Genomic DNA, 23,643 nt, shown 5'->3' with positions numbered 1-23,643 from the left:
GTCAGTACAAAGTCGGAACCTGTCTTCGAAAAGGATCGTGCCAAGAGCGGAGGGAGTGGTCATGAGCTTCGTCTCCACCATCATGGGTACTGCCGAGCGGGTGCCGCTGCCCGATCCGATTGTCCGGGCCGCGATCCAGGGGCTGTGCTCACGCACCGCCACCAAGCTCGCCACCGGGAATGCGGAAAGCGACGCCTGGCTGGCCGACGAAATGGCGGCGCGCGCGATCACCGAGTACACCGACGGGGCCTGCGCCCAGCGTTACCAGGTGCCCGCAGCATTCTTCGGCCATGTGCTCGGCCCTAACCGGAAATATTCCTGCTGCTTCTACAAGGAGACAGCCTCGACCTTGCAAGAGGCCGAGGAAGAGGCGCTGCGCCAGACGGTGGAGCATGCCGATCTAGCCGACGGACAGTCGATCCTCGAACTCGGCTGCGGCTGGGGGGCGCTGTCGCTGTGGATGGCGCGGCAGTTCCCGCATTCGCAGGTTACGGCGGTTTCCAACTCCAACGCGCAGCGCGAATATATCGAGCGCGAAACCGCCAAGCGCGGCCTGGCCAATCTGCGCGTCATCACGTCGGACGTGAACCTGTTCGCGCCGGAAGCGCGGTACGACCGCATCCTCTGCATCGAGATGTTCGAGCACATGATGAACTGGCGCGAATTGATGGTCCGGCTGCGCGCATGGCTGAAGCCCGACGGACGCTTCTTCCTGCACATCTTCACCCATCGCTCGGGCGCCTATCTGTTCGATCGCGCCGACGGCGAGGACTGGATCGCGCAGCATTTCTTTACCGGCGGCGTGATGCCGAGCCATCATCTGATCCGGCAATATGCCGATGTCTTCGGGGTCGAAAAGGAATGGCGCTGGAGCGGCGCGCATTATCAGCGCACCGCGCAGGATTGGCTGGCGAACTTCGATTCGCATCGCGACGACGTCGAGCGCGTGCTTCGCAAGGTCCATGGCGGCGAAACCGCGCTCTGGATGCGGCGCTGGCGCTGGTTCCTGCTCGCTACCGCCGGCCTGTTCGGCTACGCTGGTGGCAGCGAGTGGGGCGTCAGCCAGTACCGAATGAACGTGGCCGATTAGGCGGCGTTAACCGATTCGTGCCTGACGGCTCGTGCTTCGGCATCTCGTGCAATCGCTTGCAGCCAAACGACATGTTCGCCGATTCTTCGTTGGCGATTCCACGCAAGCGGTGGGATGGAACCCGGCTCACAATCGAGTGAGTCTCGGAAAATCGGCGATAATTCAGCGCGATAGCGTTATGTGACATTGGGCCGCCGCGACAGCGTATTGCATCGCAATAGGCCGCCCCTATCCTGTACGTCATCAATCGTGAGTTCCTGAGACCTCTAACGACGTCCTCCTGCGACAACGTCGCGAATGCTCAATTCGCGCTCTCAAACCTGAACTGGGGCAATGCTTTCAATGTCCGGACTTCGACCGCAATCGGCATTCATCGTTTTGATGTTGGCTGCGATGACGCCGCTATTGGCTGGCTGTAAAGAACCGACCGCCATCGCGGCGGCGCCGGTACCTGCTGCCGAGCCTGAAGTGGGAACCTTTACCGTGCGCCCGCAGTCCCGGGCCATTATCCGCGAATTGCCTGGCCGGATCGCGCCGACGCGCGTCTCCGAAGTGCGTGCGCGCGTCTCGGGCATCGTCGTCGAGCGCCTGTTCCAGCAGGGCACCGAGGTGAAGGCTGGCGATCCGCTGTACCGCATCGATCCCAAGCCGTTCGAAGTCGAATTGCAGGCGAGCGAGGCCGCGCTCGATAAGGCCGTGGCTGCGTTCGACCTGGCCGCGCAGCACGCGAAGCGAATTGCCACGCTGACGAACCAGCGCGCAGCGCCCGAGGCCGAAAATGAAAAGGCCGTTGCGGCCCAGCGTCAGGCGGAGGCCGAGGTCGGCAGCCGCCGGGCCGAAGTCGCGCGTGCCAAGCTCAATCTCGATTACGCGACGATCCGTGCGCCGATCAGCGGCGTCGTCGGCGCGGCGCTGGTGAGCGAAGGCGCGCTGGTGGTGCAGAACGAGACCACCAGTCTCGCCACGATCCAGCAACTCGATCCGATCTACGCCGACTTCACCCAGTCGGTCTCGGAGATGCACAAGCTGCGCCGTGCGCTCGAAAGCGGCGACCTCGACCGCATCGCGCCCGATGTGGCCAAGGTCCGCCTCGTGCTCGACGACGGAACCGTTTATCCGATCCCCGGCAAACTGCTGTTTTCCGAAGCCAAGGTGGATGCCTATACCGGGCAGGTCACGCTGCGCGGACAGTTCCCGAATCCAAATCGCGAATTGCTGCCGGGCATGTATGTCCGCGTCCTGATCGAGCAGGGCATCGATTCCGATTCCATCGCCGTGCCCCAGCAGGCCATTCAGCGCGACGCCGGCGGCGGCAGTGAAGTGTTCGTCGTCAAGGACGACGGTCGCGTCGCGGCGCAGCCAGTTCGCACCGGTGCGATGCAGGACGGTGTCTGGCTGATCAGCGAGGGCCTGAAGGATGGCGACCGCGTCGTCGTCGACGGGTTCCAGAAGTTCGTGCCAGGCGACAAGGTCACGGCGAAGTCGTGGATCGATGCCGATGCCTCGGTTGGTGCAGTATCGGGCTCACTGGCGTCGCACACGTCACGCTGAGATTGATCGATGCCCAGCTTCTTCATTGACAGGCCAATCTTCGCCTGGGTCGTCGCGCTTTTCATCTGTCTGGTCGGCGCGATCTCGATCCCGTTGCTGGCGGTCGCGCAATATCCGATCATCGCACCACCCTCGATCTCGATCTCGACCAGCTATCCCGGCGCGTCGCCTGAAAACCTCTACAACAGCGTCACCCGGCTGATCGAGGAGGAGCTCAACGGCGCCTCCGGCATCCTTAATTTCGAATCGACCTCCGATTCGCTCGGGCAGGTCGAGATCATCGCCAACTTCGTGCCCGGCACGGAGACTGGCGCGGCCTCGGTCGAAGTGCAGAACCGCCTCAAGCGCGTCGAGGCGCGGCTGCCGCGCGCGGTGATTCAACAAGGCATTTTGGTCGAGGAAGCTTCCTCCGCCGTGCTGCAGATCATCACGCTGAACTCGACCGACGGCTCGCTCGACGAAATCGGCCTCGGAGATTTCATGATCCGCAACGTGCTCGGCGAGATCAGGCGCATTCCGGGCGTCGGCCGCGCCACGCTCTATTCCACCGAACGTTCGCTGCGCATCTGGATCGATCCGGCAAAACTCGTTGGCTATGGCCTCACCGCCGATGACGTCAACAAGGCGATATCAGCCCAGAACGCCCAGGTGGCCTCGGGCAGCGTCGGCGCCGAGCCGAGCACGCCGGAACAGAAGATTTCCGCCCTCGTGCTGGTCAAGGGCCAGCTTTCCTCGCCGGATGAATTCGGCGCGATCACGCTGCGCGCCAATCCGGACGGATCGACGGTGCGGCTGCGCGACGTCGCGCGTATCGAGATCGGCGGTTTGAGCTACCAGTTCAACACGCGGCTCAACGGCAAGCCGACCGCGGGTCTCTCGGTGCTGCTGTCCCCGACCGGCAACGCGCTGGCGACCGCCAGCGCCGTCGAAGCCAAGATGAAGGAACTGTCGAAGTTCTTTCCGGCCAATATCGGCTATGAAATTCCCTACAACATCACGCCCGTCGTCAAGGCCTCGATCAACAAGGTGCTGATGACGCTGATCGAAGCGGTGGTGCTGGTCTTCATCGTGATGTTCCTGTTCCTGCAGAACATCCGCTACACCATCATCCCGACCATCGTGGTGCCGGTGGCACTGCTCGGCACCTGCGCGATGCTGATGGCGGCCGGCTATTCCATCAACATGCTCACCATGTTCGGCATGGTGCTGGCGGTCGGCATTCTCGTCGACGACGCCATCGTCGTGGTCGAGAACGTCGAGCGCATCATGGCCGAAGAAGGCCTGCCGCCGAAGGAAGCCACCCGCAAGGCGATGTCGCAGATCACCAGCGCCATCATCGGCATCACGCTGGTGCTGATGGCGGTGTTCGTGCCGATGGCGTTCTTCCCGGGATCGGTCGGCATCATCTACCGCCAGTTCTCGGTCACCATGGTTTCCGCGATTGCCTTCTCGGCGCTGCTGGCGCTGTCGCTGACGCCGGCGTTGTGCGCGACGCTGCTGAAGCCGGTCGAAGCCGGCCATGGCCATGCGCGCAAGGGCGTGTTCGGCTGGTTCAACCGCGTGCTCGAGTCGGGCCGCGGCGGCTATACGCGCACGGTGAAGGGATCGCTGAAGCGCACCGGGCGGTTGATGCTGATCTACGCCGCACTGCTGATTGGCCTTGGCTGGGCCTTCGTCCGGCTGCCCGGCGGCTTCCTGCCGGTCGACGACCAGGGCTTTATCACAACCGACGTGCAGACGCCGTCCGACTCCTCCTATGCCCGCACCGAAGCCGCGGTCGAGCAGGTCGAAAAATATCTTCGCGAGCGCCAAGGCGTTGAGGACGTCACCTTCCTGACGGGCTTCAGCTTCCTCGGCCAGGGCATGAACACCGCACAGGCCTTCATCACGCTGAAGGACTGGTCGGAGCGCGGCAAGAAGGATTCCGCCGCCGCCATCGTCGCCGACATCAACCGCGACCTGTCGTCGATCCGCGACGCCAAGATCTCGGCGCTGCAGCCGCCGCCGATCGACAATCTCGGCAACTCCTCGGGCTTCTCGTTCCGCCTGCAGGACCGCGGCCAGAAGGGCTATCCGGCGCTGGTCGCCGCGGCCGACCGCCTGATCGCCGAAGCCAATGCCAGCCGCGTGCTGCAGAAGGTCTATGTCGAGGGACTGCCGCCGGCGCCGCAGGTCAATCTGATGATCGACCGCGAAAAGGCCGGCGCGTTCGGCGTCACCTTCGAGGACATCAACCAGACGATTTCGACCAATCTCGGCTCGAACTACATCAACGATTTCCCGAACCGCGGGCGCATGCAGCGCGTGATCGTGCAGGCCGACCGCACCAGCCGCATGAACGCCGACGACATCCTCAACTACAACGTCAAGAACAGCCGCGGCCAGCTGGTGCCGTTCTCCGCCTTCGCCACGGTGCAGTGGTCGAAGGGGCCGACGCAGATCGCGGGCTTCAATTATTATCCCGCCGTGCGCATCTCGGGTGAGGCCAAGCCCGGCTTCACCTCCGGCGATGCGATCGCGGAGATGGAGCGCCTCGCGGGCAAGCTGCCGCGCGGCTTCGGTTTCGAGTGGACCGGGCAATCACTGCAGGAAAAGCTGTCAGGCTCGCAGGCGCCGTTCCTGCTCGGCCTGTCGGTGCTGGTGGTGTTCCTGCTGCTCGCAGCCCTCTATGAAAGCTGGACCATTCCGCTTGCGGTGCTGCTGACGGTGCCGCTCGGGATCACCGGCGCGGTGATTGCGGCCACGATGCGCGGCCTGCCCAACGACGTCTATTTCACCGTCGGCCTGATCACCATCATTGGCCTTGCGGCCAAGGACGCCATCCTGATCATCGAATTCGCCAAGGATCTGCGCGCGCAGGGCAAACCGCTGGTCGAAGCAACGATCGAGGCCTGTTCGCTACGCTTCCGCCCGATCCTGATGACGGGCCTCGCCTTCGTCTGCGGTGTCTTGCCGATGGCCATTGCCACCGGCGCCGGCGGCGCCAGCCAGCAGGCGCTCGGCACCAGCGTCATGGGCGGCATGATCGCGGTGGTGATCTTGGCGCTGTTGATGGTGCCGGTGTTCTTCGTCTCGGTGCAGCGCGTGCTGGCGGGGGACAGAGAGAAGGTGGAGGAGGCGGCAGTGCAAGAGCTGTATGGTCCGCCCGCGCCGGCGCGGCCCAGCCATTAAGGCGGGATGGTAGCTTTCCGCAGAACTCGGCTTCAACGCACGGAGAAACTGACCGGTCCGGTGGTGAGGCCGATGGTGAGGGTGTCGCCGGTGAAGTTCAGCCATTGCGGGGCGGCTTCCAAGGGCATCAACGAACACATACCTGACAAAGGCTGCCAGATCCGGAGGTTGGCGTCGGCCCGGGATGCCGTGACGACGAAACCGGCGGACGCCGCGATGGCGAAGACTTCGCGGTGCCGCGGGTCGGGTGGCAACGGGTCGCCAAGGCGCACGCCGAACGTCTCCCACATCGAGACCGTGCCGTTGCGGTCGGCGAGCAGGATCGGCTTACGGTAGCCGAGGTCCGTGGCGACACAGACGGCCACGATGTGCCGGTGACCGTTGGCGTGCAGGTATTCCGCCTTCGGTGCCATGCTTGAGCGTTCGCCGCTGACCGCGATCGGGCTCCACACGTCGACGTCGAGGCTGCCGTAGACCACGACAAGGTCCTGGCCGAAAGCCATGCCCGCGACCGGCTGCCCCTCGCGGCGCCACAACTCGCCAAAGGAATTGCGGGACAACGGATGGCGCAGGTGGACAGCGCCGTCGGCGTGGCCCGTCGCGAGCAGGGTACGGCCGTCGCGCAGCTTGTCCAGCCATGGCACGCGCGCGTCGAGGCGGCCGTCGGGCATCGTCACCAGCGCCTCGCAGCGCGCGGGGATCTGCACGTCGCCGGGCACCTGGACGGGCCGTAGAGTGATTTGGACAGCGCTGACCGAATCGCCGGGCGCGGGTTTGAAGCCGGCCTCGTCGGCGACGGTTGCCGGATCGGGATCGGCCATCTCGGGCGAGCCCATGGCCGGGGGCGCAGCGGTGTCGGGCTGCGAGGAGCCCAACGAATCCACCGGCGCGTGGTCAAGCATGGTGGCGATCGGCTGGACGGAACCGCATGTGCCACAACGGAAATGGCCGGTCAGGCGGAGCAGCGTCCGCGCCCACGGCAGGTCGCCCTTCGACGCAACCATCGCGGCCACCAGGCACCACACTGCAGCGGCAGGTGCCTGCCCGGGCAAACCGGCGTCGGCGACCGCGCGGGCGACCGCGCTGAACCCCTCGAAGCCGGGCGGAAGATCGGTCGGCACGCGTGCCCATTCGGGGCGGGCCCGCGGCGTCAGCGCTGGCACGGGCGGTGGCGCGCATGGCGGCCGCACCGGGTCGCCGAAGCCGTCAACGTCGCACTCATCAGCGTCGCACTCCGAGCATTTGAGCCGGACGTACCCGTCGCCGGGGGCGAGGAACTCCCAGATCGCGCGGCCGACAGTGTGGCCGGAGAGGGCCACGCAGGCCAGAGCAAGGTAGCTCGCGTCGGATGCATCCAGGGAGGGCGAGTCCAGGAACGCTTGCAACGCAATGGGTTCGGCGTCGCGCAGGGACTGGGTCAGGGTTTCCTGCATGCCTGGGACGGGCTCCTTGCCGTCGAAGCTGTCTGCACCGGCGGTGATCAGGAGTCCGATTTCGATCCACAGGTTGTGCTGCTCGACCGGGGTCAGCGATGGCGCCAGCCGGATCAGGTGCGGCAGCGCCGCCGAGGTCACGCCATATACGCTGCCCTGATGGGTGATCTCCTCGTGCAACTGGTCCCACGCCTCACCGAGCCGCCCTGTCGACACGATCTGCCGCAGCAGCTCGATCGCCCGCTCCGCGGACCAGCACGCGGTCAGGTCATGCCAATGTGGACTATCGAGCGGCAGGAGCATCTAGAACTCCAACTTCAAGACCAATTTGACGGTAGCGGCGCCTTCGACACTGGAGGAATGGTGTCGAAGGCGCTGCTCGCCTAGCTGCACGGCAAGCGTGCCAAACTACCTTGGCGAGTTGAAGGCCAGAGACCGAGGCCGCTCCATTAAAAAAGACTCTTGCGAAGATTGATGGATGGCCCGGTCACGTCCGGCCATGACGAATCTCGTTTCAATGATCCTTCAACCCAGCGGCCCCAATATCCGCAGCAGCTCCCCGTGCACGAACTCATTCCCGCACACCACGTGCCCGGTCTTCAGCGCGTCGTCCTTGCCGCCGATGTCTGAAATCGTCCCACCTGCTTCGCGCACCATGATCTGCCCGGCGGCGATATCCCAGGGCGAGAGGTTGCGTTCCCAGTAGCCGTCGAGGCGGCCGGCGGCGACGAAGGCCAAGTCGAGGGAGGCGGCGCCGAAGCGGCGGAAGCCGGCGACCTTGTTTTGCAGCACGGCCATTTCCTTGCGCGCCAGTTCATGGTCGCCGCGGCCGATATGCGGCAGGCCGCAGGCGATCACGCATTCGTCGAGCTGGCGGCGGCCGGCGACGCGCAGCCGCTGGTCGTTGAGAAACGCGCCCTTGCCGCGCTCGGCGATGTAGAGCTCATCATTGGCGGGGTTGTAGATCACGCCGGCGATGACGGTGCCCTCGCGCGCGAGGCCGATCGAGATCGCGAATTGCGGGATGCCGTGCAGGAAGTTGGTGGTGCCGTCGAGCGGGTCGACGATCCAGGTGTGGGTCTTGTCGGCGCCCTCGCGCGTGCCGCCTTCCTCGCCGATGAAGCCATAGCCCGGCCGCGCCTTGGCGAGGTCCTCATAGAGCATTTCTTCGGCGCGCTTGTCGGCCTTGCTGACGAAGTTCGCCGGCCCCTTCAGCGATACCTGCAGATGCTCGATCTCGCCGAGGTCGCGCTTGAGGCTGCGGCCGGCGCGGCGCGCGGCTTTGACCATGACGTTGATAAGGGCTGAATAGAGCATGATGGGGGCTTGTTGTGTGAGGGAACGGCCCAACGCCGTCAGGGATTTAGGGACTGGGTGCCCTGCAGATGTGCCGCCGTCAAGGCGTCATTTGCCGGCCGTCGTTCCGGTCCATTTCTTGGCGGCCTCTTGAACCTTGGCGCGATCCTCGGGGCTGAGCTCCGAGAGCCGCTCGTCCAGCTCGGGGTCGCCCTTGCCGGCGGTCTTGGCGACAAGGTGCCACTTCAGGCCTTCGATCTTGTCCATGGGCGCCCCCTGTCCGCTGATCAGCACGCGCGCGAGGCGGTTCTGCGCGATCGGCGAGTTCTGCCGCGCCGCCTTGCGCAGCAGCGCGACCGCCGCGGCCTGGTTCCGGGGTGTGCCGGTGCCGTTGTAAAGCGCGATGGCATATTCGACCTCGGCGTCGACATTGTCGGCGAGCGCAGCCGCCTGCAGCAGCCGCACCGCCTTGTCGAGGTCCTTCGGCACGCCGGTGCCTTCCTTGTAGAAGGTCGCGAGCGCGTATTGCGCCTCCGGGTTGCCGGCGTCGGCCGCGGCGCGTAGCAACTCGGCGGCCCGCCGCAGGTCCTGCGGCAGCGTGTTGCCGTCGAGATAGAGCAGCGCCAGATTGTAGGCCGCCTTCGCGTTGCCGAGCTTGGCGGAGGAGGCCAGGAGCTTCACGGCCTGCTCGCGATTGCTGTTACCGCCACGGCCGGACAGCCGCATCATGGCAAGCGCGAACATGGCCTCGCGGTCGCCGGCGTCCACCGCGCGCTGGTACCAATCGGCGGCCTTGGCGTAGTCGCGCTTGACGCCGAGTCCGTTGGCATAGAGCTCGCCCAGCATCGTCATCGCCTTCGGGTCGCCGTTGTACTGCGCGCGCGTCATCGCGAGATCGAACGCAGTCTTGTAGAGGCCGCGCTGATAGGCGCCGTAGACGAGGTCGGCGTTCGGGTCCTCGAAGGTGGCCGCCGGCGCAGGGAAGGGCGTCGGCGTTGCGGCCGGCTGGGGCGTCGCGGCTGGCCTTGGCGATGCGGTCGGCTGTTTCGCGGCCGGCGGGGCTTTTTGCTTGGGCGCCGCTTCCTTTTTCGCAGCCGGCGGGCTGGCCGGCGGCTGCGCCGCAGGCGTCAGCGAGATCTGTGCGGAGGCTCCGGCCATCGTCATCGAGAGGCCGGCAAGCAGCAATATGGGACGCAGCAATTTCATATCCGGTGTTATCCGTGTCCGGCCTGATCGGCGCCGGGCTTGGCCTTTCCGAACGTTGCTTCGTATCCATCCGCGATCGCCTGCGCGGCATCGATCAGCGCCGCCTTGGCGCCGCGCGGGTCGGCCCAGATGAAATCGCCGACCAGCACAAAGTCCGCCCCGGCGCTCGCGAATTCGAAAGCCTCTTCGCGCGAGGCGGCAAAGCCGACGCAGGGCGGTTCGAACAGTTCGTCCCACCATTGCAGGCGCTCGGCAATCGCTTCCATCGAGGGCCGTTGCCCCTTGGCATCGGGTTCGCCGAACAGCACGTAATCGGCGCCCGCTTCGCCCGCGGCCATCGATTCGTGCCGCGTGGCAAGGCCGCCGACGCCGGCAATGCGATCCGGCTTCAGCGACGGGAAAGCATCATCCAGCGCGGCGACGCCGTTCAGGTGCGCGCCATCGGCGCCTGCGCGCGCCACCAGTTCGACATGGCCGTCGAGCAGCAGCGCCGCGCCGGCATTCTGGATCGCCGGCACCAGCGTTTTCACGCGGGAGGTCATGGTCTTTTGATCGGTCTGCTTCAGCCGCAGCAGCACCGCCGCGACGTCGGCCGCGGCCAGCAACTCGGTGAGCTGACTTCCGAGCTGCGACGGATCGTCCACCTCGGGCGTCGCGAGATAGAGCCGCGGCGCCGGGCGCGGCGGAAGAGGTTTAGTAGCCAAGTCTAGGCGACCTTCTTTTCCAGGCCGGTTTCCCACTCGCCCTTGCTCGCCAGCGCATTCATCCGCGCACGGTGCGTGAATGCGCGCTGGCCCGCGGCGACATTCTCGGCCTTGCCGGACCACGCCTTCTGCGGCGCCGCCTGCAACGCGCGGCCATAGGAGAAGGTGAGCTTCCAGGGCAGGTTGCCGATCCTGTTCATGGCGTCCAGATGCGCGGTTGCTTCCTCGTCGGATTGTCCGCCGGAGAGGAAGGCGATGCCCGGCACGGCGGCGGGAACGCAGGCCTTCAGCAGGCGAACGGTCTTCTCCGCGACTTCGTCGACGGAAGCCTGCTTTGCGCACTTCTTTCCTGAAATGGCCATGTTGGGCTTCAGCACCATGCCTTCGAGCTCGACGCGCTGCACCCGCAATTCCTGGAACGTCTTGTTCAGCACGCGCTGGGTCACGTCATAGCAGCGGTCGATGTCGTGATCGCCGTCCATCAGCACTTCCGGCTCGACGATCGGCACGATCTGCGCCGCCTGGCACAGCGCCGCATAGCGCGCCAGCGCATGCGCATTGACGCTGATCGCGGTCATCGTCGGGATGCCGCTGCCGATATCGATCACCGCGCGCCATTTGGCAAAGCGCGCACCGCGTTCGTAATATTTCTTCAGGCGTTCGGCGAGCTTGTCGAGGCCGACGGTGACGAGTTCCCCCGGGCACTGCGGCAGCGCCTGCGTTCCTTCGTCGACCTTGATGCCGGGGATGGCGCCGGACTGCTCGATCAGCTTGACCAGCGGCGTGCCGTCCTTGGCATTCTGCCAGATGGTCTCGTCATAGAGGATCACACCCGAGACGTACTTGCTCATCGCCTCGGTGGAGCGGAACAGCATCTCGCGATAGTCGCGGCGGTTCTCCTCTGTCGATTCGACCTTGATGGCGTCGAAACGCTTCTTGATCGTGCCTGAGGATTCGTCGGCGGCGAGAATGCCCTTGCCTGGGGTGACCATGGCGAGGGCAACCTTGTTGAGGTCAGCAAGATTCATGGGAACGTTCTCCGGAAACATCATGCCCTTGCTGGCCAAAATAGGCGGTTCTCGGGCAATTGCCTAGAAAACGTTCGTCGCACCCCAGGCGTTTGCGGGGCGCGCGGAGGGTGCCGGCTCAGGCGACCTTGTCAGGTGATCTTGTTAAGCGATCCTGGGATCCAGCTCACCCTTGGTGTAGCGCTTGGCCATTTCGGCCGTGGTCAGCACCTTCTTGATCTTGCTGGCCTGGCCTGCGGTATTGAACTCCTGCAGCCGCTGCTTGCACAGCTTGGCCATGGCTTCCATCGCGGGCTTCAAATATTTGCGCGGATCGAACTCTTCCGGATTGTCCTTCAGGACTTTGCGGATCTGGCCGGTCATCGCCATGCGGTTGTCGGTGTCGATGTTGATCTTGCGCACGCCGTTCTTGATGCCGCGCTGGATTTCGGACACCGGCACGCCCCAGGTCGGCTTCATCTTGCCGCCATTGGCGTTGATGATTTCCTGCAGGTCCTGCGGCACCGAGGACGAGCCGTGCATCACCAGATGCGTGTTCGGCAGCTTGCGATGGATCTCCTCGATCACGTTCATGGCGAGGATGTCGCCGTCCGGCTTTCGGGTGAACTTGTAGGCGCCGTGCGAAGTGCCCATCGCGATCGCCAGCGCGTCGACCTTGGTCTCCTTCACGAACTTCACGGCTTCGTCCGGGTTGGTGAGGAGCTGGTCGTGGGAGAGTTTACCTTCGGCGCCGTGGCCGTCTTCCTTGTCGCCCATGCCGGTCTCGAGCGAGCCGAGCACGCCGAGTTCGCCTTCCACCGAAATGCCGCCGAGATGGGCCATGTCGGTGACGGTCCTGGTCACGCCGACATTGTAGTCCCAGTCGCCGGGGGTCTTGCCGTCGGCCTTCAGCGAGCCGTCCATCATCACGGACGTGAAGCCGGCCTGGATCGCGGTCATGCAGGTCGCGGGCTCATTGCCGTGATCGAGATGCACGCAGACCGGGATCTGCGGATAGATTTCGGTGACGGCATCCATCATGTGCTTGAGCATGACGTCGTTGGCGTAGGAGCGCGCGCCGCGCGACGCCTGGATGATGACGGGCGCGTCGAGCGAGGAGGCGGCCTCCATGATGGCCAGCGCCTGCTCCATGTTGTTGATGTTGAACGCCGGCACACCGTAATCGTGCTCTGCCGCATGATCGAGCAGTTGACGCAGGGTAATGCGAGCCATTCAAATTCTCCTGTATTTGCCGCGCCTGCCGGCGCCCTTGATCTAACGCAGTTTCAAAACTTCAACGCCGGGGAGCGGTTTGCCTTCCATCCATTCGAGGAACGCGCCGCCCGCCGTCGATACATAGGAAAAATCATTAGCCACGCCGGCCTGGTTCAGCGCCGCGACGGTATCGCCGCCGCCGGCGACCGAAATCAGTTTCTTCGCCTTGGTGCGCTCGGCCGCATGTTTGGCCGCCACCATGGTGCCGCGGTCGAACGGCGTCATCTCGAATGCGCCGAGTGGACCGTTCCAGACCAGCGTCTTGGCGTCGTCGATCGCGGCATGAATCCGCGCGGTCGACTGCGGGCCGACGTCGAGGATCATGCCGTCGGCCGGGATCGCGTCGAGCCCATAAGCATGCGACGGCGAATTAGCCGCGAAGTGATAGGCAACCACGGCATCGACAGGCAGAATGATGGCGCAGTTCGCAGCGCTGGCCTTTTCCATGATGCGCAGCGCGGTTGCGGCGAGGTCCTTCTCCGCCAGCGACTTGCCGACGCTGACGCCCTGGGCGTGCAGGAAGGTGTTGGCCATGCCGCCGCCGATCACCAGCGCGTCGACCTTCGATACGAGGTTTTCCAAGAGGTCGATCTTGGTCGAAACCTTGGCGCCGCCGATGATCGCGATCACAGGCTTGGTCGGCGCTTCCAGCGCCTTGCCGAGCGCGTCGAGCTCGGCCTGCATGGTGCGGCCGGCATAGGCGGGCAATTTGTGGCCGAGGCCTTCGGTCGAAGCGTGCGCACGATGCGCGGCGGAGAATGCGTCGTTGACCCAGATGTCGCCGAGCTTGGCCAGCTCCGCCACGAAGGCGGGATCGTTCTTCTCTTCCTCCTTGTGGAAGCGGGTGTTTTCCAGGCAGAGGATATCGCCGTCCTTCATGGCGCCGACGGCCTTGGCCGTCGCCTCGCCAATGCAGTCGTCGGCGAAGGCGACCGGCTTCTTGATGACCTGACCCAGCGCCGCCGCGACGGGCTTGAGCGAATCCTTGGCATCGCGCCCCTTCGGGCGGCCGAAATGGGCGAGCAGGATGACCTTGCCGCCCTTGTCGGAAATTTCGGTGATGGTCGGCGCGACGCGCTCGAGCCTCGTCGCGTCGGTGACGCGACCGTTCTCCATGGGCACATTGAGGTCGACGCGCAGCAGCACGCGCTTGCCCTTCACGTCGACGTCATCGAGGGTGCGGAATGATTTTGTCATGGGATCACTTCCTCCATCATGGCCGGGCTTGTCCCGGCCATCCACGTCTTTCGCTCCATGGAAAGAAGGGCAAGACGTGGATGCCCGGCACAAGGCCGGGCATGACGACTTACTGGAATCTTACAGCAGCTTCCCCATCGCAACGGCGGTGTCGGCCATGCGGTTGGAGAAACCCCATTCGTTGTCGTACCAGGACATCACGCGCACCAGCGTGCCGTTCTGCACCTTGGTCTGATCCTCGTGGAACGTCGACGAGTGCGGATCGTGGTTGAAGTCGATCGAAACGTTCGGCGCAGTGGTGTAGCCGAGGATGCCCTTGAGCTGCTGCTCGGAGGCGCGCTTCATCGCCGCGTTGATTTCCTTGGCGTCGGTCGCGCGCTTGGCGACGATCTTCAGATCGACCACCGAGACGTTCGGGGTCGGCACGCGGATCGCGACGCCGTCGAGCTTGCCCTTCAGCTCGGGGAGCACGAGGCCGATCGCCTTCGCCGCACCGGTCGAGGTCGGGATCATCGACATCGCCGCGGCGCGGCCGCGATAGAGATCCTTGTGCAGGGTGTCGAGCGTCGGCTGGTCGCCGGTATAGGCGTGGATCGTGGTCATGAAGCCGGTCTCGATGCCGACGGTGTCGTTCAAGACCTTGGCGACCGGCGCCAGGCAGTTGGTGGTGCAGGAGCCATTGGAGACGACCAAGTGATCCTTGGTCAGGGTGTCATGGTTGACGCCGAAGACGATGGTAGCGTCGGCATTGTCGGCGGGCGCCGAGACCAGCACGCGCTTGGCGCCGGCGGTCAGGTGCGCGGAGGCCTTGTCCTTCGCGGTGAAGATGCCGGTGCATTCCAGCGCGATGTCGACGCCGAGCGCCTTCCACGGCAGCTTCGACGGATCGCGCTCGGCGGAAACCTTGATCTTGCCATTGCCGAGGCTGAGCGAGTCGCCGTCGACGGTCACGGTGCCGGGGAAGCGGCCGTGCACGGAGTCGAAGCGCAGCAGGTGGGCGTTGGTCTCGACCGGGCCGAGATCGTTGATGCCGACCACCTCGATGTCCTTGCGACCAGATTCCGCGATCGCGCGCAAGATGTTGCGGCCGATGCGGCCAAATCCGTTGATCCCGACGCGGATTGCCATGCTGGTATCTCCTCTAATAGCCGGTGCCGGCCCCGCGGAGATGTTCCACGGAGGTGCTTACGGCGGAACGCCCGGTTCGGCCGGGCGGAAACGGTCAAGATGGGGGTCTAGGTAGACCTTTTTCCCCCGGACCTCAACCGTCAGCCCAGGCGCTTCACGGCAGCGTTAACGACGGCATCGGCGGTAATGCCGAAGTGCTTGAAAAGGTCCTTGGCAGGCGCGCTGGCGCCGAAACCGTGCATGCCCACGAATTCACCATCATGGCCGATGATGGCATCCCAGCCCCAGCGCACGGCGGCCTCGATGGCAATCTTGACCGGCGCATTGCCGATGATGGCTTGCTGGCGGTCCGCCGGCTGCGCCAGCAACAGCTCCAGCGAGGGTACCGAGACCACCCGCGACGGGATGCCGCGTTCCGCCAATTGCTTCTGGGCGGCCACGGCAATCTCGACCTCGGAGCCCGAGGCGAACAGCGACACCTTGGCCTCGCCCTGGGCTGCGACCAGTTCATAGGCGCCATGCGCGCAGGGGTTATCGTTCGGCGCATTGGTGCGCAGTTGCGGCAGGTTCTGGCGGGTCAGCGCCAACACCGTCGGACCGTCCACGCGGTTGAGCGCGAGCTCCCAGCATTCGGCGACCTCGACGGCATCGCAGGGGCGGAACACGCGCATGTTGGGAATGGCGCGAAGGGCCGCGAGATGCTCGACCGGCTGGTGCGTCGGTCCGTCCTCGCCGAGCCCGATCGAATCATGGGTCATGACATAGACGACGCCCGTGCCCATCAGCGCCGCGAGCCGCATCGCCGGCCGCGCATAGTCGGTGAATACCAGGAAGGTCGCACCGTTCGGCGCGAAGCCGCCATGCAGGAAGATGCCGTTCATTGCCGCGGCCATGCCGTGCTCGCGGATGCCGTAATGGATGAAGCGGCCCTTCGGCGTCTTGGCCGAGAACGCGACGGCGGACTTCGCCTTGTTGTTGTTGGAGCCGGTGAGGTCGGCGGAGCCGGCGAGGAATTCCATCGGCATCGCAGCCGCAATTGCCTCGATCGCGGATTCGGAGGATTTCCGCGTGGCGACATTCTGCGGCGATTCCAGCAGCGCCTTCTTGTGCGCACGCAGCGCCTTCGACAGCGCGGCGGGGCGCTCGTGCCGCATCCGCCGCTCAAACTCGGCGCGCTTGCGCGGACCAAGCTCGGCGAAAACGCCTTCCCATTCCTGGCGCGCGGCGGCGCCGCGGCTGCCCGCGTCACGCCATGCCTTCAGCACATCGTCAGGCACCGAGAAGGGCTCCAGCGAAATGCCGAGCTTTTCCTTGGCGCCCTTGAGCTCGTCGGCGCCGAGCGCCTCGCCATGGGCTTTCGCCGTGCCAGCGCGCGTCGGCGCGCCATAACCGATGGTGGTTTTGCAGGCGATCAGCGACGGCTTGTTGGATTTTTGCGCGCGGGTAATTGCCGCCGCAATCGCCTTCGGATCTTGGCCGTCGATCAATTCCGCGGCCCAGCCCGCGGACTTGAAGCGCTTCACCTGGTCGACCGAATCGGCAAGCGAGGTCGGGCCGTCGATCGAGATGCCGTTGTCGTCATACAGCACGATCATCTTGTTCAGCTTCCAGTGCCCGGCCATCGCGATCGCTTCCTGCGACACGCCTTCCATCAGGTCGCCGTCGGAGGCGAGCACGTAGGTGTGATGTCCCACCACCTTCTTGCCGAACTCGGCAGCGAGCATCTTCTCCGCCAGCGCCATGCCGACCGCGGTGGCGATGCCCTGGCCGAGCGGACCGGTGGTGGTCTCGACGCCGCTGGTCTCGAAGTTTTCAGGATGTCCCGGCGTCTTGGAGCCGAGCTGGCGGAAATTCCTGATCTGGTCGAGCGTCATATCCTTGTTGCCGGTCAGGTACAGCAGGGCATAGAGCAGCATCGAGCCGTGTCCGGCGGAGAGTACGAAGCGATCGCGGTCCGGCCAGTTCGGATCAGTTGCATCGAATTTGAGGAACTGTGTGAACAGGACGGTCGCGATGTCGGCCGCGCCCATCGGCAAGCCGGGATGGCCGGATTTCGCCTTTTCGACGGCATCCATGGCAAGCCCGCGAATCGCATTGGCCATACGGGTATGATCGACCTGCGTCATGATGAAAATCCGCCTGAAATGAGGTGCTTGGGTTGTGGGGACGTATCGGCCGAATGGCCGCAATACGGGCGTGACCTAAGGGAAAGTCGGGGCTGGATAGCACCTCAAACCCATGAGTCCAAGGCGAGGAAACGCGCTTCCGGTGCGAAAAGTTGCCTGCGGCGCGGTCCAGCCAACGGGTACGGATTTTCCGAAAAGAACCGTGCCGGACCAAAGCGCCACATGTGTGGACAGGCCTCCCGATCTAACGGTGCATAGCTTCGCGCGGGCGTTGCGATTCCCTCGCTTGCCACGTAAATTTCGTGCTCTAACCGTTTGCCGAACCGCAGATTTTGCTGCCGTCCGGCGGGCACACGCGAAGGTGCGCGCAGTCTCTCATGAGCGATCGTCACACTAACGGTGTCGGCAATGCCGAGCCGGTCCAAGTCGACATCGACGTCGCCACGCGGCGCCTGATGCTGGCGCTCGACGCGCTCGAGGCCGCGGCCGAGCGGCGGCGCGACGCGGACCGCGACGAGAACGAATTGGCGAGCCGGATCCAGGCGCTCGGCGCCGATCGCTCGCGTCTTGCCGACGAACTCGATGGCTCGCTGGTGAAGACGCGCCGGCTGGAGCGCACCAATCGCGAGATAGCCGAAAAACTGGATGCCGCGATCGGCACCATCCGCGCGGTGCTCGACGCCGGAGAGGATGAATGAGCCACATCAACGTCACCATCAACGGCCGGCAGTACCGCATGGCCTGCGAGGAAGGGCAGGAAGTGCGGCTTCTCAAGCTTGCCGAGAGCCTGGAATCGCGGGTCGGAGAGTTGCGCGGCAAGTTCGGCGAGATCGGCGATGCGCGGCTGACGGTGATGGCAGCGCTGACGGTGTGCGATGAGCTGGTCGATGCCAACGCGCGCATCCGCGCGCTGGAGGGCGAACTCGAAACCCTGCGCAACGTTCGCACCGCCGCCGCCGACCGCGCCAAGGCCACGCAAGTTGCCGTCGCCAACGCGCTGAACGCCGCCGCCGACCGCATCGAAAAAACCACGCAGGTGATCAACCGCACCATCGGCAACGGCGTCGCCATCGGGTGATAGCCAGCAGCGTTGGCGCAGCCTCTTTCTCTTACCCTCCCCTGGAGGGAGAGGGTCGCCGCGCAGCGGCGGGGCGGGGTGAAGGTCTATCGTCGTCGGTGGTGTTTCAGTGGCAGCGCTTCAGCGTCGAGTGCACCGTGCACCTCCACGTAGATTCTCTCTAATACGGCGTTGAGATCAGCGGTTATTTCGGAATTCCAAAACCGGACAACACGGTATCCTTCCTGTTCAAGCCAGGCTTGGCGTTCGCTATCGCGCTCCGCCGTCGCGTCTTCGTTGTGATACCCGCCATCAAGCTCAATGATGAGGCGTTTCGCTGGACAGAAGAAGTCTACAGCATAGCGGCCAATCGGCGCTTGCCGACGGAAATGTGTGCCTTCGATCGGCAGCTCCTTTAGCGCTCGCCAAAGGGTCCGTTCATGCGGCGTCGTGTTGGCCCGCAGCTTCTTCGCTGCCGCGCGGCGTATAGTCGCTGCAACCATGTCCATCTTGCTCGCGGATAGATCACCCCACCCCGCTCGCACTCGACGATGCTGCGCATCGCCGAATGCGAACGACCCTCCCCCTCCAGGGGAGGGTGAAGTTGAGTGCAATCTTAGGGTGAGTGCAAGTGGCTGCTCGAAAGTAGTTTGTAGTGACGGGTCTGGTTGAGGACAAAGGGACGACTGGCTGGTAACCGCTGGCGGATTCCTTCCGTAACGCTTACATTGGTTCCTGCGAGGCTGCGTCGTGCGTCAGGAGCCATATATCCCCGGGGCCTTATCGATCCTTTAGGGAACTGTCCCTGGCCGGGTCCGTGGATCCGGACATATGGTGCCCACCTACTTTCGTAGGGAACTCCGGGATCGAGTGCTTCAACGGCGATCGCGGCCTCGCGCTCTTGTTTGTTCTGCTTGTGACTTTGTCCTACCCGCGCACGTCCCGTCATACCCCGCGCATGCGGGGTATCCAGTACGCCGCGGCGTCTCGGTTGAATCACTGAAGTCTCTGGAATACTGGATCACCCGCATTCGCGGCGTGATGACGGCGAAGAGCAGCATGGCATGACGACAACCCTCTCCAAGGCCGATCTCCGCGCAGCCGCGCTCGCCAAGCGCGATGCATTGAGCGACGAGCAGCGCGCGGCCGCGGCGCAGGCGATGGCCAAGCGCGGCCTGCCGTTCGGACTCGAGCCGGGCCTCGTTGTGTCGGGATATTCGCCGATCCGCAGCGAGATCGATCCGGCACCCTTGATGCGCAAGCTGGCCGAGCAGGGCGCAAAGCTGGCGCTGCCGGCGGTGTTATCTCGCGGCAAGTCGCTGGCGTTTCGCGCGTGGTCGCCCGACGCCCGGCTGATGATGGGGCCGCTCGGCATCCTCGAGCCATCGCCGGCGGCGGAAGAACTCATTCCCGACATCATGCTGGTGCCGCTGGCGGCGTTCGACCGCGCCGGCCACCGCATCGGCTATGGTGCCGGACATTACGACTTTACGCTGGCGCATTTGCGAAAAGCCAAGGCGATTACGGCGATCGGCACCGCTTTTTCCGTGCAGGAAATAAAAGCCGTTCCCGCGCTGCCGCACGACGTGGCGCTGGATTATGTGCTAACGGAAAAGAAAGTGTTCGATTTCCGGAGCTGAACTTTGCGTATTCTTTTCGTAGGCGACGTGGTCGGTCGCGCTGGCCGTACCGCGATCGCGGAACATCTTCCCGGCATGATCAGGGACTGGGCGCTCGATCTCGTCGTCGTCAATGGCGAGAATTCCGCCGGCGGCTTCGGCATCACCGAGGCGATCTATCAGGAACTGCTCGATGCCGGCGCGGATGCCATCACGCTCGGTAATCACGCTTGGGATCAGCGCGAGGCGCTGGTGTTCATCGAGCGCGCGCCAAAGCTGATCCGCCCCGCAAACTTTCCGAAGGGTACGCCGGGCCGCGGCGCGGCGCTGGTCGATACCAAGAACGGCAAGCGCGCGCTCATCGTCAACGCGATCGGCCGCGTCTTCATGACGCCGTTCGACGATCCGTTTCAAATCCTCAATAGTGAGCTCGAGGCCTGTCCGCTCGGCGAGGCGGCGGACGCGATCGTGGTCGATTTCCATGGCGAGGCGACCAGCGAGAAGCAAGGCATCGGCTATTTCTGCGACGGCCGCGCCAGTCTCGTCGTCGGCACCCACACCCATGTGCCGACCGCCGATCACCAGATCCTCACCGGCGGCACCGCCTACATGACCGATGCGGGGATGACCGGCGATTATGACTCGGTCATTGGCATGCAGAAGGAGGAGCCGCTGCGGCGCTTCACGACGGGTATTCCGTCAGCCCGCTTCGAACCGGCGGCAGGGGTCGCGACACTCAGCGGTGTCGCGGTCGAAACCGATGATGCCACCGGCCTCGCGCTTCGTGTGGCGCCGGTGCGGGCCGGCGGCAGGCTCGAGCCGGCCGTGCCGGCGTTTTGGGTCTGAACCAATCCAGACGCCGGAGAATGTCGATGCCAAGGTTGATGCCAAGGCGGCTACCAAGGCTGCTGCTCGTTGCACTCACGCTATTTCTTGCCGCTGCAGCCGAGGCCCAAACGCTGACCCAGCGCCCGGTCTCGCAAGGCGCGGTGACGGCTGCCGAGATGACGGAGCGGCTGGAGAAGTCCGCGTTGCGAACCAAAGAGCAGGCACCGAAGGGCGCGGCGCGCGGATCGTCGGTGGACTTCTGCTGGCCGGCGAGCGCCGAGGAATATCGCGCCATCGGCAAGTATGTGCTGGTGCTGGTCAGCGTGGTGACCCAGGACGCGGCCGAACTGCCGTTGCGCCGCGTCTACGTCACCGTCAATGGCGAGCAGACCGAACTGGTGCGGCTCTCGAGCCAGCGCAGCGACGTCAGCAGAAAATCGACCACCTATTCGATCCTCGGCCCGTTTCGCGAGGATGGCTTCTACGTCGCGCCCGCCGGCCTGATGATGAGCGACGGCTATCTGCAGGCCGACTTCGCCATCCGCCGCACCGGTTTCAATCTCTACAAGCTGCCCGGCACGCCGCCGGACTTCGTCAAGGCGGACAACAACCCGGTGCCCGCCAGGGACGCGACGCCGGACATGCCGGCGCTGAAGGCGCTGCTGAAGCGCGAATACTAGGGTTTTGAGCTGCCGGCGAGCCTGCGCTAGCGCGAGAACTTCTCGCCAGCGCAAGCGCCGAGGCCCTCATGCAAACTCGATCACCTTGTCCAGCGTTATCGGCAGGTCGCGCACGCGCTTTCCCGTCGCATGATAGACCGCGTTGGCGATTGCGGCTGCGACGCCGACAATGCCGATCTCGCCGAGGCCCTTGATGCCGAGCGGGTTGACCATCTCGTCCGGCTCGTCGACGAAGATGACCTCGATGTCGTGGATATCGGCATTCACGGGCACATGGTATTCGGCGATATTGGCGTTCATCACCCGTCCGAAGCGGTGGTCGTAGAGCGTTTCCTCGTGCAGCGCCATGCCGATGCCCCAGACCACGCCGCCCATGACCTGGCTGTGCGCCGTCTTGGGGTTGAGAATGCGGCCCGCGGCGACGGCCTTGACCACGCGGGTCACGCGGATGATGCCGATCTCTTCGTCGACCTTGACCTCGGCGAAGATCGCCGAGTGCACATTACGCGCGTGAGACTTGTCTTCGGAAGGTTGGTTGATTTCCTCTCGCGTGATGCGCTCGGCCTTGCCCGATTGCATCGCGCTCGCGATCGAGACCGCGCGGCCGGCATCCCGCTTGCTGACGATCTTGCCGTCGATCAGCGCGACGTCGTCCACGCCGGCGCCTGACAGCGGTGAATCCTGCGTCGCCTTCGCAAGCTCCAGCAAGTCGCCGCGAACCGCGCGGGCGGTATTCGCAATGGCGTTGCACACGGATGATGCGATCCACGAGCCGCCTTCCACCGGACACTGCGGCAGGGTGGAATCGCCGAGCTTGACGCTGATATTGTCGATCGGCAGGCCGAGCATGTCGGCCGCCACCTGCGCCATGATCGTATAGGTGCCGGTGCCGATATCGGAGGCGGCGGTCGCCACTTCCGCATGCCCGTTCGCCGTCAGCACGATGCGGACCGTGGCCGGCACCTGCAGCGCCTCCCATACGCCTGATGCCATGCCCCAGCCGACCAGCTCGCTGCCGTCGCGCATCGAGCGCGGCTCCGCGTTGCGCTTGCTCCAGCCAAAAGCGTCGGCGCCCTGCCGGTAGCATTCGCGCAGTTGCTTGCTGGTATAGGGAAGGTCCTCGCCCTGATGGCGGTCGGAGTAGCATTGCAGCCGCAACTGCACCGGATCGGTCTTGAGTGCGATGGCGAGTTCGTCCATCGCGCATTCCAGCGCATAGACGCCGGTCGCAGCGCCCGGCGCCCGCATGTCGCAGGACGTCGGCAGATCGAGCTTGACGAGTTTGTGCTCGAATTTCGCGTTGGGACTCTTGTAGAGCAGGTTGCCCCAGCCGGTGTCGTTGCGCGCGAATTCCTCGAATTGCGAGGTCACGGCGATGGCTTCGTGTTGCATGGAGTCGAGCGTGCCGCCGCTGTTTGCGCCGAGCGCCAGCCGTTCGATGCTCGCCGGCCGGTAGCCGAGCGCGTACATCTGCGCCCGCGTCAGCATGACGCGAACCGGGCGCTTGAGCGCGTTCGCTGCCAGCACGGTCAGCACGACCTGATACTGCGGACGCAGTCCCGCGCCGAAACCGCCACCCATATAGGGCGACATGACACGAACCGCATTGGGCTGCAGGTTGAAAACCTTGCAAAGATACTGCTGGACGTTCTGCACGCCTTGCGTCTTGTCGTAGACAGTGAGCTGGCCGTTCTCCCAGATCGCTGTTGAGGCAAACAATTCCATCGGATTGTGGTGCTCGGTCGGAATGGAGTATTCGGCCGCGTGGCTGATAGCGGCGGACGCAAATGCCCTTTCGGCATCGCCGCGCGGCTTCTCCGGCACGTCGACGGCATAGGCCCTGGTGCGCTCTGCGTGCAGGTCGGTGACGTGCGCTTCCTTTTGGTATTCGATCCTCACCTGCGAGGCGGCGACGCGCGCCGTCTCCCAATCTTCCGCCAGCACCAGCGCGATCGGTTGTCCGGTGAAGTGGATCCTGTCGTCGTAGAGCGGGCGGTAGGGCGAACCCTTCTCGGGCGCGACCTCGTCCTTGTAGGCGTCATCCTTGTCGGCCATTGGCGGCCGATTGCTGTGGGTAAGCACGTCGATCACGCCGGCAATGCCCAGCGCGCCGCTGGCGTCGATGCGCACGATCCGCCCCTTCGGGATGATCGAGTCGACGACATAGCCGTGGACGAGACCGGGAACGTTGAACTCGCCGGCATATTTGGCTTCGCCGGTCACCTTGGCTCTGCCGTCGACGCGGGACGTCGCGCTTCCGATATAGCTTGCCATT

General features: G+C 64.7%; 19 protein-coding genes and 1 other RNA gene. 9 read left to right on the top strand and 11 right to left on the bottom strand.

Going from position 1 to position 23,643, the window contains the following annotated elements:
- Nucleotides 1-61 precede the first annotated feature (61 nt).
- The 3 genes from CQ14_RS39590 to CQ14_RS39580 all read left to right on the top strand — a co-directional run bounded on the left by CQ14_RS39590 (nt 62) and on the right by CQ14_RS39580 (nt 5,812).
- Nucleotides 62-1,090, top strand: a complete 1,029-nt coding sequence (locus tag CQ14_RS39590; protein ID WP_057863159.1) for an SAM-dependent methyltransferase — start codon at nt 62-64, stop codon at nt 1,088-1,090.
- A gap of 342 nt (nt 1,091-1,432) precedes the next feature.
- On the top strand, nt 1,433-2,641 hold the full coding sequence (locus CQ14_RS39585) for an efflux RND transporter periplasmic adaptor subunit (RefSeq protein ID WP_156435857.1): 1,209 nt from the start codon (nt 1,433-1,435) through the stop codon (nt 2,639-2,641).
- Between the two features lie 9 nt (nt 2,642-2,650).
- Entirely contained in the window at nt 2,651-5,812 is a 3,162-nt protein-coding gene (locus CQ14_RS39580; RefSeq protein WP_057863158.1) for a multidrug efflux RND transporter permease subunit, read from the top strand.
- Between the two features lie 32 nt (nt 5,813-5,844).
- On the opposite strand, the gene CQ14_RS39575 is transcribed toward CQ14_RS39580, so the two are convergent.
- The 9 genes from CQ14_RS39575 to tkt form a co-directional block, all read right to left on the bottom strand.
- Nucleotides 5,845-7,548 (bottom strand): hypothetical protein, encoded by a 1,704-nt coding sequence (locus CQ14_RS39575; protein ID WP_057863157.1) that lies wholly within the window; start codon nt 7,546-7,548, stop codon nt 5,845-5,847.
- Nucleotides 7,549-7,770: 222 nt separating this feature from the next.
- On the bottom strand, nt 7,771-8,562 hold the full coding sequence (locus CQ14_RS39570; protein WP_057863156.1) for an inositol monophosphatase family protein: 792 nt from the start codon (nt 8,560-8,562) through the stop codon (nt 7,771-7,773).
- An 87-nt stretch (nt 8,563-8,649) separates the two neighbouring features.
- A complete protein-coding gene (locus CQ14_RS39565; protein WP_057863155.1) occupies nt 8,650-9,747 on the bottom strand; it encodes a tetratricopeptide repeat protein in 1,098 nt (365 codons plus the stop codon).
- 8 nt (nt 9,748-9,755) lie between these two features.
- Complete coding sequence (locus CQ14_RS39560; RefSeq protein ID WP_057863154.1) at nt 9,756-10,451, bottom strand: thiamine phosphate synthase; 696 nt, start codon at nt 10,449-10,451, stop codon at nt 9,756-9,758.
- A gap of 2 nt (nt 10,452-10,453) precedes the next feature.
- Nucleotides 10,454-11,479 carry a class I fructose-bisphosphate aldolase gene (locus CQ14_RS39555; RefSeq protein WP_057863179.1) on the bottom strand — a complete coding sequence of 342 codons (1,026 nt, stop codon included), beginning with the start codon at nt 11,477-11,479 and terminating at the stop codon, nt 10,454-10,456.
- A 144-nt stretch (nt 11,480-11,623) separates the two neighbouring features.
- Nucleotides 11,624-12,691, bottom strand: a complete 1,068-nt coding sequence (fba, locus tag CQ14_RS39550; RefSeq protein ID WP_057863153.1) for a class II fructose-bisphosphate aldolase — start codon at nt 12,689-12,691, stop codon at nt 11,624-11,626.
- 42 nt (nt 12,692-12,733) lie between these two features.
- Complete coding sequence (locus CQ14_RS39545; protein ID WP_057863152.1) at nt 12,734-13,930, bottom strand: phosphoglycerate kinase; 1,197 nt, start codon at nt 13,928-13,930, stop codon at nt 12,734-12,736.
- 120 nt (nt 13,931-14,050) lie between these two features.
- A complete protein-coding gene (gene gap, locus CQ14_RS39540; protein ID WP_057863151.1) occupies nt 14,051-15,058 on the bottom strand; it encodes a type I glyceraldehyde-3-phosphate dehydrogenase in 1,008 nt (335 codons plus the stop codon).
- Nucleotides 15,059-15,198: 140 nt separating this feature from the next.
- A complete protein-coding gene (gene tkt, locus CQ14_RS39535; RefSeq protein WP_057863150.1) occupies nt 15,199-17,184 on the bottom strand; it encodes a transketolase in 1,986 nt (661 codons plus the stop codon).
- A gap of 377 nt (nt 17,185-17,561) precedes the next feature.
- On the opposite strand from tkt, the gene CQ14_RS39530 reads away from it, so the two are divergent.
- Nucleotides 17,562-17,882: a DUF4164 domain-containing protein gene (locus tag CQ14_RS39530; RefSeq protein ID WP_057863149.1), complete on the top strand. Its 321-nt coding sequence runs from the start codon at nt 17,562-17,564 to the stop codon at nt 17,880-17,882.
- Nucleotides 17,879-18,262: a cell division protein ZapA gene (locus tag CQ14_RS39525; protein WP_057863148.1), complete on the top strand. Its 384-nt coding sequence runs from the start codon at nt 17,879-17,881 to the stop codon at nt 18,260-18,262. Before CQ14_RS39530 ends, CQ14_RS39525 begins: the two co-directional genes overlap by 4 nt.
- Nucleotides 18,263-18,348: 86 nt before the next feature.
- On the opposite strand, the gene CQ14_RS39520 is transcribed toward CQ14_RS39525, so the two are convergent.
- The gene (locus tag CQ14_RS39520; protein WP_057863178.1) at nt 18,349-18,744 is read right to left on the bottom strand and encodes an endonuclease domain-containing protein; all 396 of its coding nucleotides are present in this window, start codon (nt 18,742-18,744) and stop codon (nt 18,349-18,351) included.
- Nucleotides 18,745-18,978: 234 nt separating this feature from the next.
- Between CQ14_RS39520 and ssrS the strand changes: the two genes are divergently transcribed.
- The 4 genes from ssrS (at nt 18,979) to CQ14_RS39505 (ending at nt 21,368) form a co-directional block, all read left to right on the top strand.
- Nucleotides 18,979-19,139: non-coding RNA, 6S RNA (ssrS, locus tag CQ14_RS41645), on the top strand.
- A 166-nt stretch (nt 19,140-19,305) separates the two neighbouring features.
- On the top strand, nt 19,306-19,881 hold the full coding sequence (locus tag CQ14_RS39515; RefSeq protein ID WP_057863147.1) for a 5-formyltetrahydrofolate cyclo-ligase: 576 nt from the start codon (nt 19,306-19,308) through the stop codon (nt 19,879-19,881).
- A 3-nt stretch (nt 19,882-19,884) separates the two neighbouring features.
- Nucleotides 19,885-20,706 (top strand): TIGR00282 family metallophosphoesterase, encoded by an 822-nt coding sequence (locus tag CQ14_RS39510; protein WP_057863146.1) that lies wholly within the window; start codon nt 19,885-19,887, stop codon nt 20,704-20,706.
- 26 nt (nt 20,707-20,732) lie between these two features.
- Nucleotides 20,733-21,368 (top strand): hypothetical protein, encoded by a 636-nt coding sequence (locus CQ14_RS39505; RefSeq protein ID WP_156435856.1) that lies wholly within the window; start codon nt 20,733-20,735, stop codon nt 21,366-21,368.
- 66 nt (nt 21,369-21,434) lie between these two features.
- Here the strand turns inward: CQ14_RS39505 and CQ14_RS39500 are convergent, their stop codons facing one another.
- On the bottom strand, nt 21,435-23,642 hold the full coding sequence (locus CQ14_RS39500; protein WP_057863144.1) for a xanthine dehydrogenase family protein molybdopterin-binding subunit: 2,208 nt from the start codon (nt 23,640-23,642) through the stop codon (nt 21,435-21,437).
- Between the last annotated feature and the right edge of the window lies 1 nt (nt 23,643).

Source organism: Bradyrhizobium lablabi (assembly GCF_001440475.1).
In the GTDB taxonomy this organism is placed as follows: Bacteria; Pseudomonadota; Alphaproteobacteria; order Rhizobiales; family Xanthobacteraceae; genus Bradyrhizobium; species Bradyrhizobium lablabi.
This window is presented reverse-complemented; position numbering and strand designations above follow the sequence as displayed.

Bases quoted from the DNA above. Each gene is read 5' to 3' on its own strand.
- CQ14_RS39590 (WP_057863159.1), top strand. From the start codon at position 62: ATGAGCTTCGTCTCCACCATCATGGGTACTGCCGAGCGGGTGCCGCTG.
- CQ14_RS39585 (WP_156435857.1), top strand. From the start codon at position 1,433: ATGTCCGGACTTCGACCGCAATCGGCATTCATCGTTTTGATGTTGGCT.
- CQ14_RS39580 (WP_057863158.1), top strand. From the start codon at position 2,651: ATGCCCAGCTTCTTCATTGACAGGCCAATCTTCGCCTGGGTCGTCGCG.
- CQ14_RS39575 (WP_057863157.1), bottom strand. From the start codon at position 7,548: ATGCTCCTGCCGCTCGATAGTCCACATTGGCATGACCTGACCGCGTGC.
- CQ14_RS39570 (WP_057863156.1), bottom strand. From the start codon at position 8,562: ATGCTCTATTCAGCCCTTATCAACGTCATGGTCAAAGCCGCGCGCCGC.
- CQ14_RS39565 (WP_057863155.1), bottom strand. From the start codon at position 9,747: ATGAAATTGCTGCGTCCCATATTGCTGCTTGCCGGCCTCTCGATGACG.
- CQ14_RS39555 (WP_057863179.1), bottom strand. From the start codon at position 11,479: ATGAATCTTGCTGACCTCAACAAGGTTGCCCTCGCCATGGTCACCCCA.
- fba (WP_057863153.1), bottom strand. From the start codon at position 12,691: ATGGCTCGCATTACCCTGCGTCAACTGCTCGATCATGCGGCAGAGCAC.
- CQ14_RS39545 (WP_057863152.1), bottom strand. From the start codon at position 13,930: ATGACAAAATCATTCCGCACCCTCGATGACGTCGACGTGAAGGGCAAG.
- gap (WP_057863151.1), bottom strand. From the start codon at position 15,058: ATGGCAATCCGCGTCGGGATCAACGGATTTGGCCGCATCGGCCGCAAC.
- tkt (WP_057863150.1), bottom strand. From the start codon at position 17,184: ATGACGCAGGTCGATCATACCCGTATGGCCAATGCGATTCGCGGGCTT.
- CQ14_RS39530 (WP_057863149.1), top strand. From the start codon at position 17,562: ATGAGCGATCGTCACACTAACGGTGTCGGCAATGCCGAGCCGGTCCAA.
- CQ14_RS39525 (WP_057863148.1), top strand. From the start codon at position 17,879: ATGAGCCACATCAACGTCACCATCAACGGCCGGCAGTACCGCATGGCC.
- CQ14_RS39520 (WP_057863178.1), bottom strand. From the start codon at position 18,744: ATGGTTGCAGCGACTATACGCCGCGCGGCAGCGAAGAAGCTGCGGGCC.
- CQ14_RS39515 (WP_057863147.1), top strand. From the start codon at position 19,306: ATGACGACAACCCTCTCCAAGGCCGATCTCCGCGCAGCCGCGCTCGCC.
- CQ14_RS39505 (WP_156435856.1), top strand. From the start codon at position 20,733: ATGCCAAGGTTGATGCCAAGGCGGCTACCAAGGCTGCTGCTCGTTGCA.
- CQ14_RS39500 (WP_057863144.1), bottom strand. From the start codon at position 23,642: ATGGCAAGCTATATCGGAAGCGCGACGTCCCGCGTCGACGGCAGAGCC.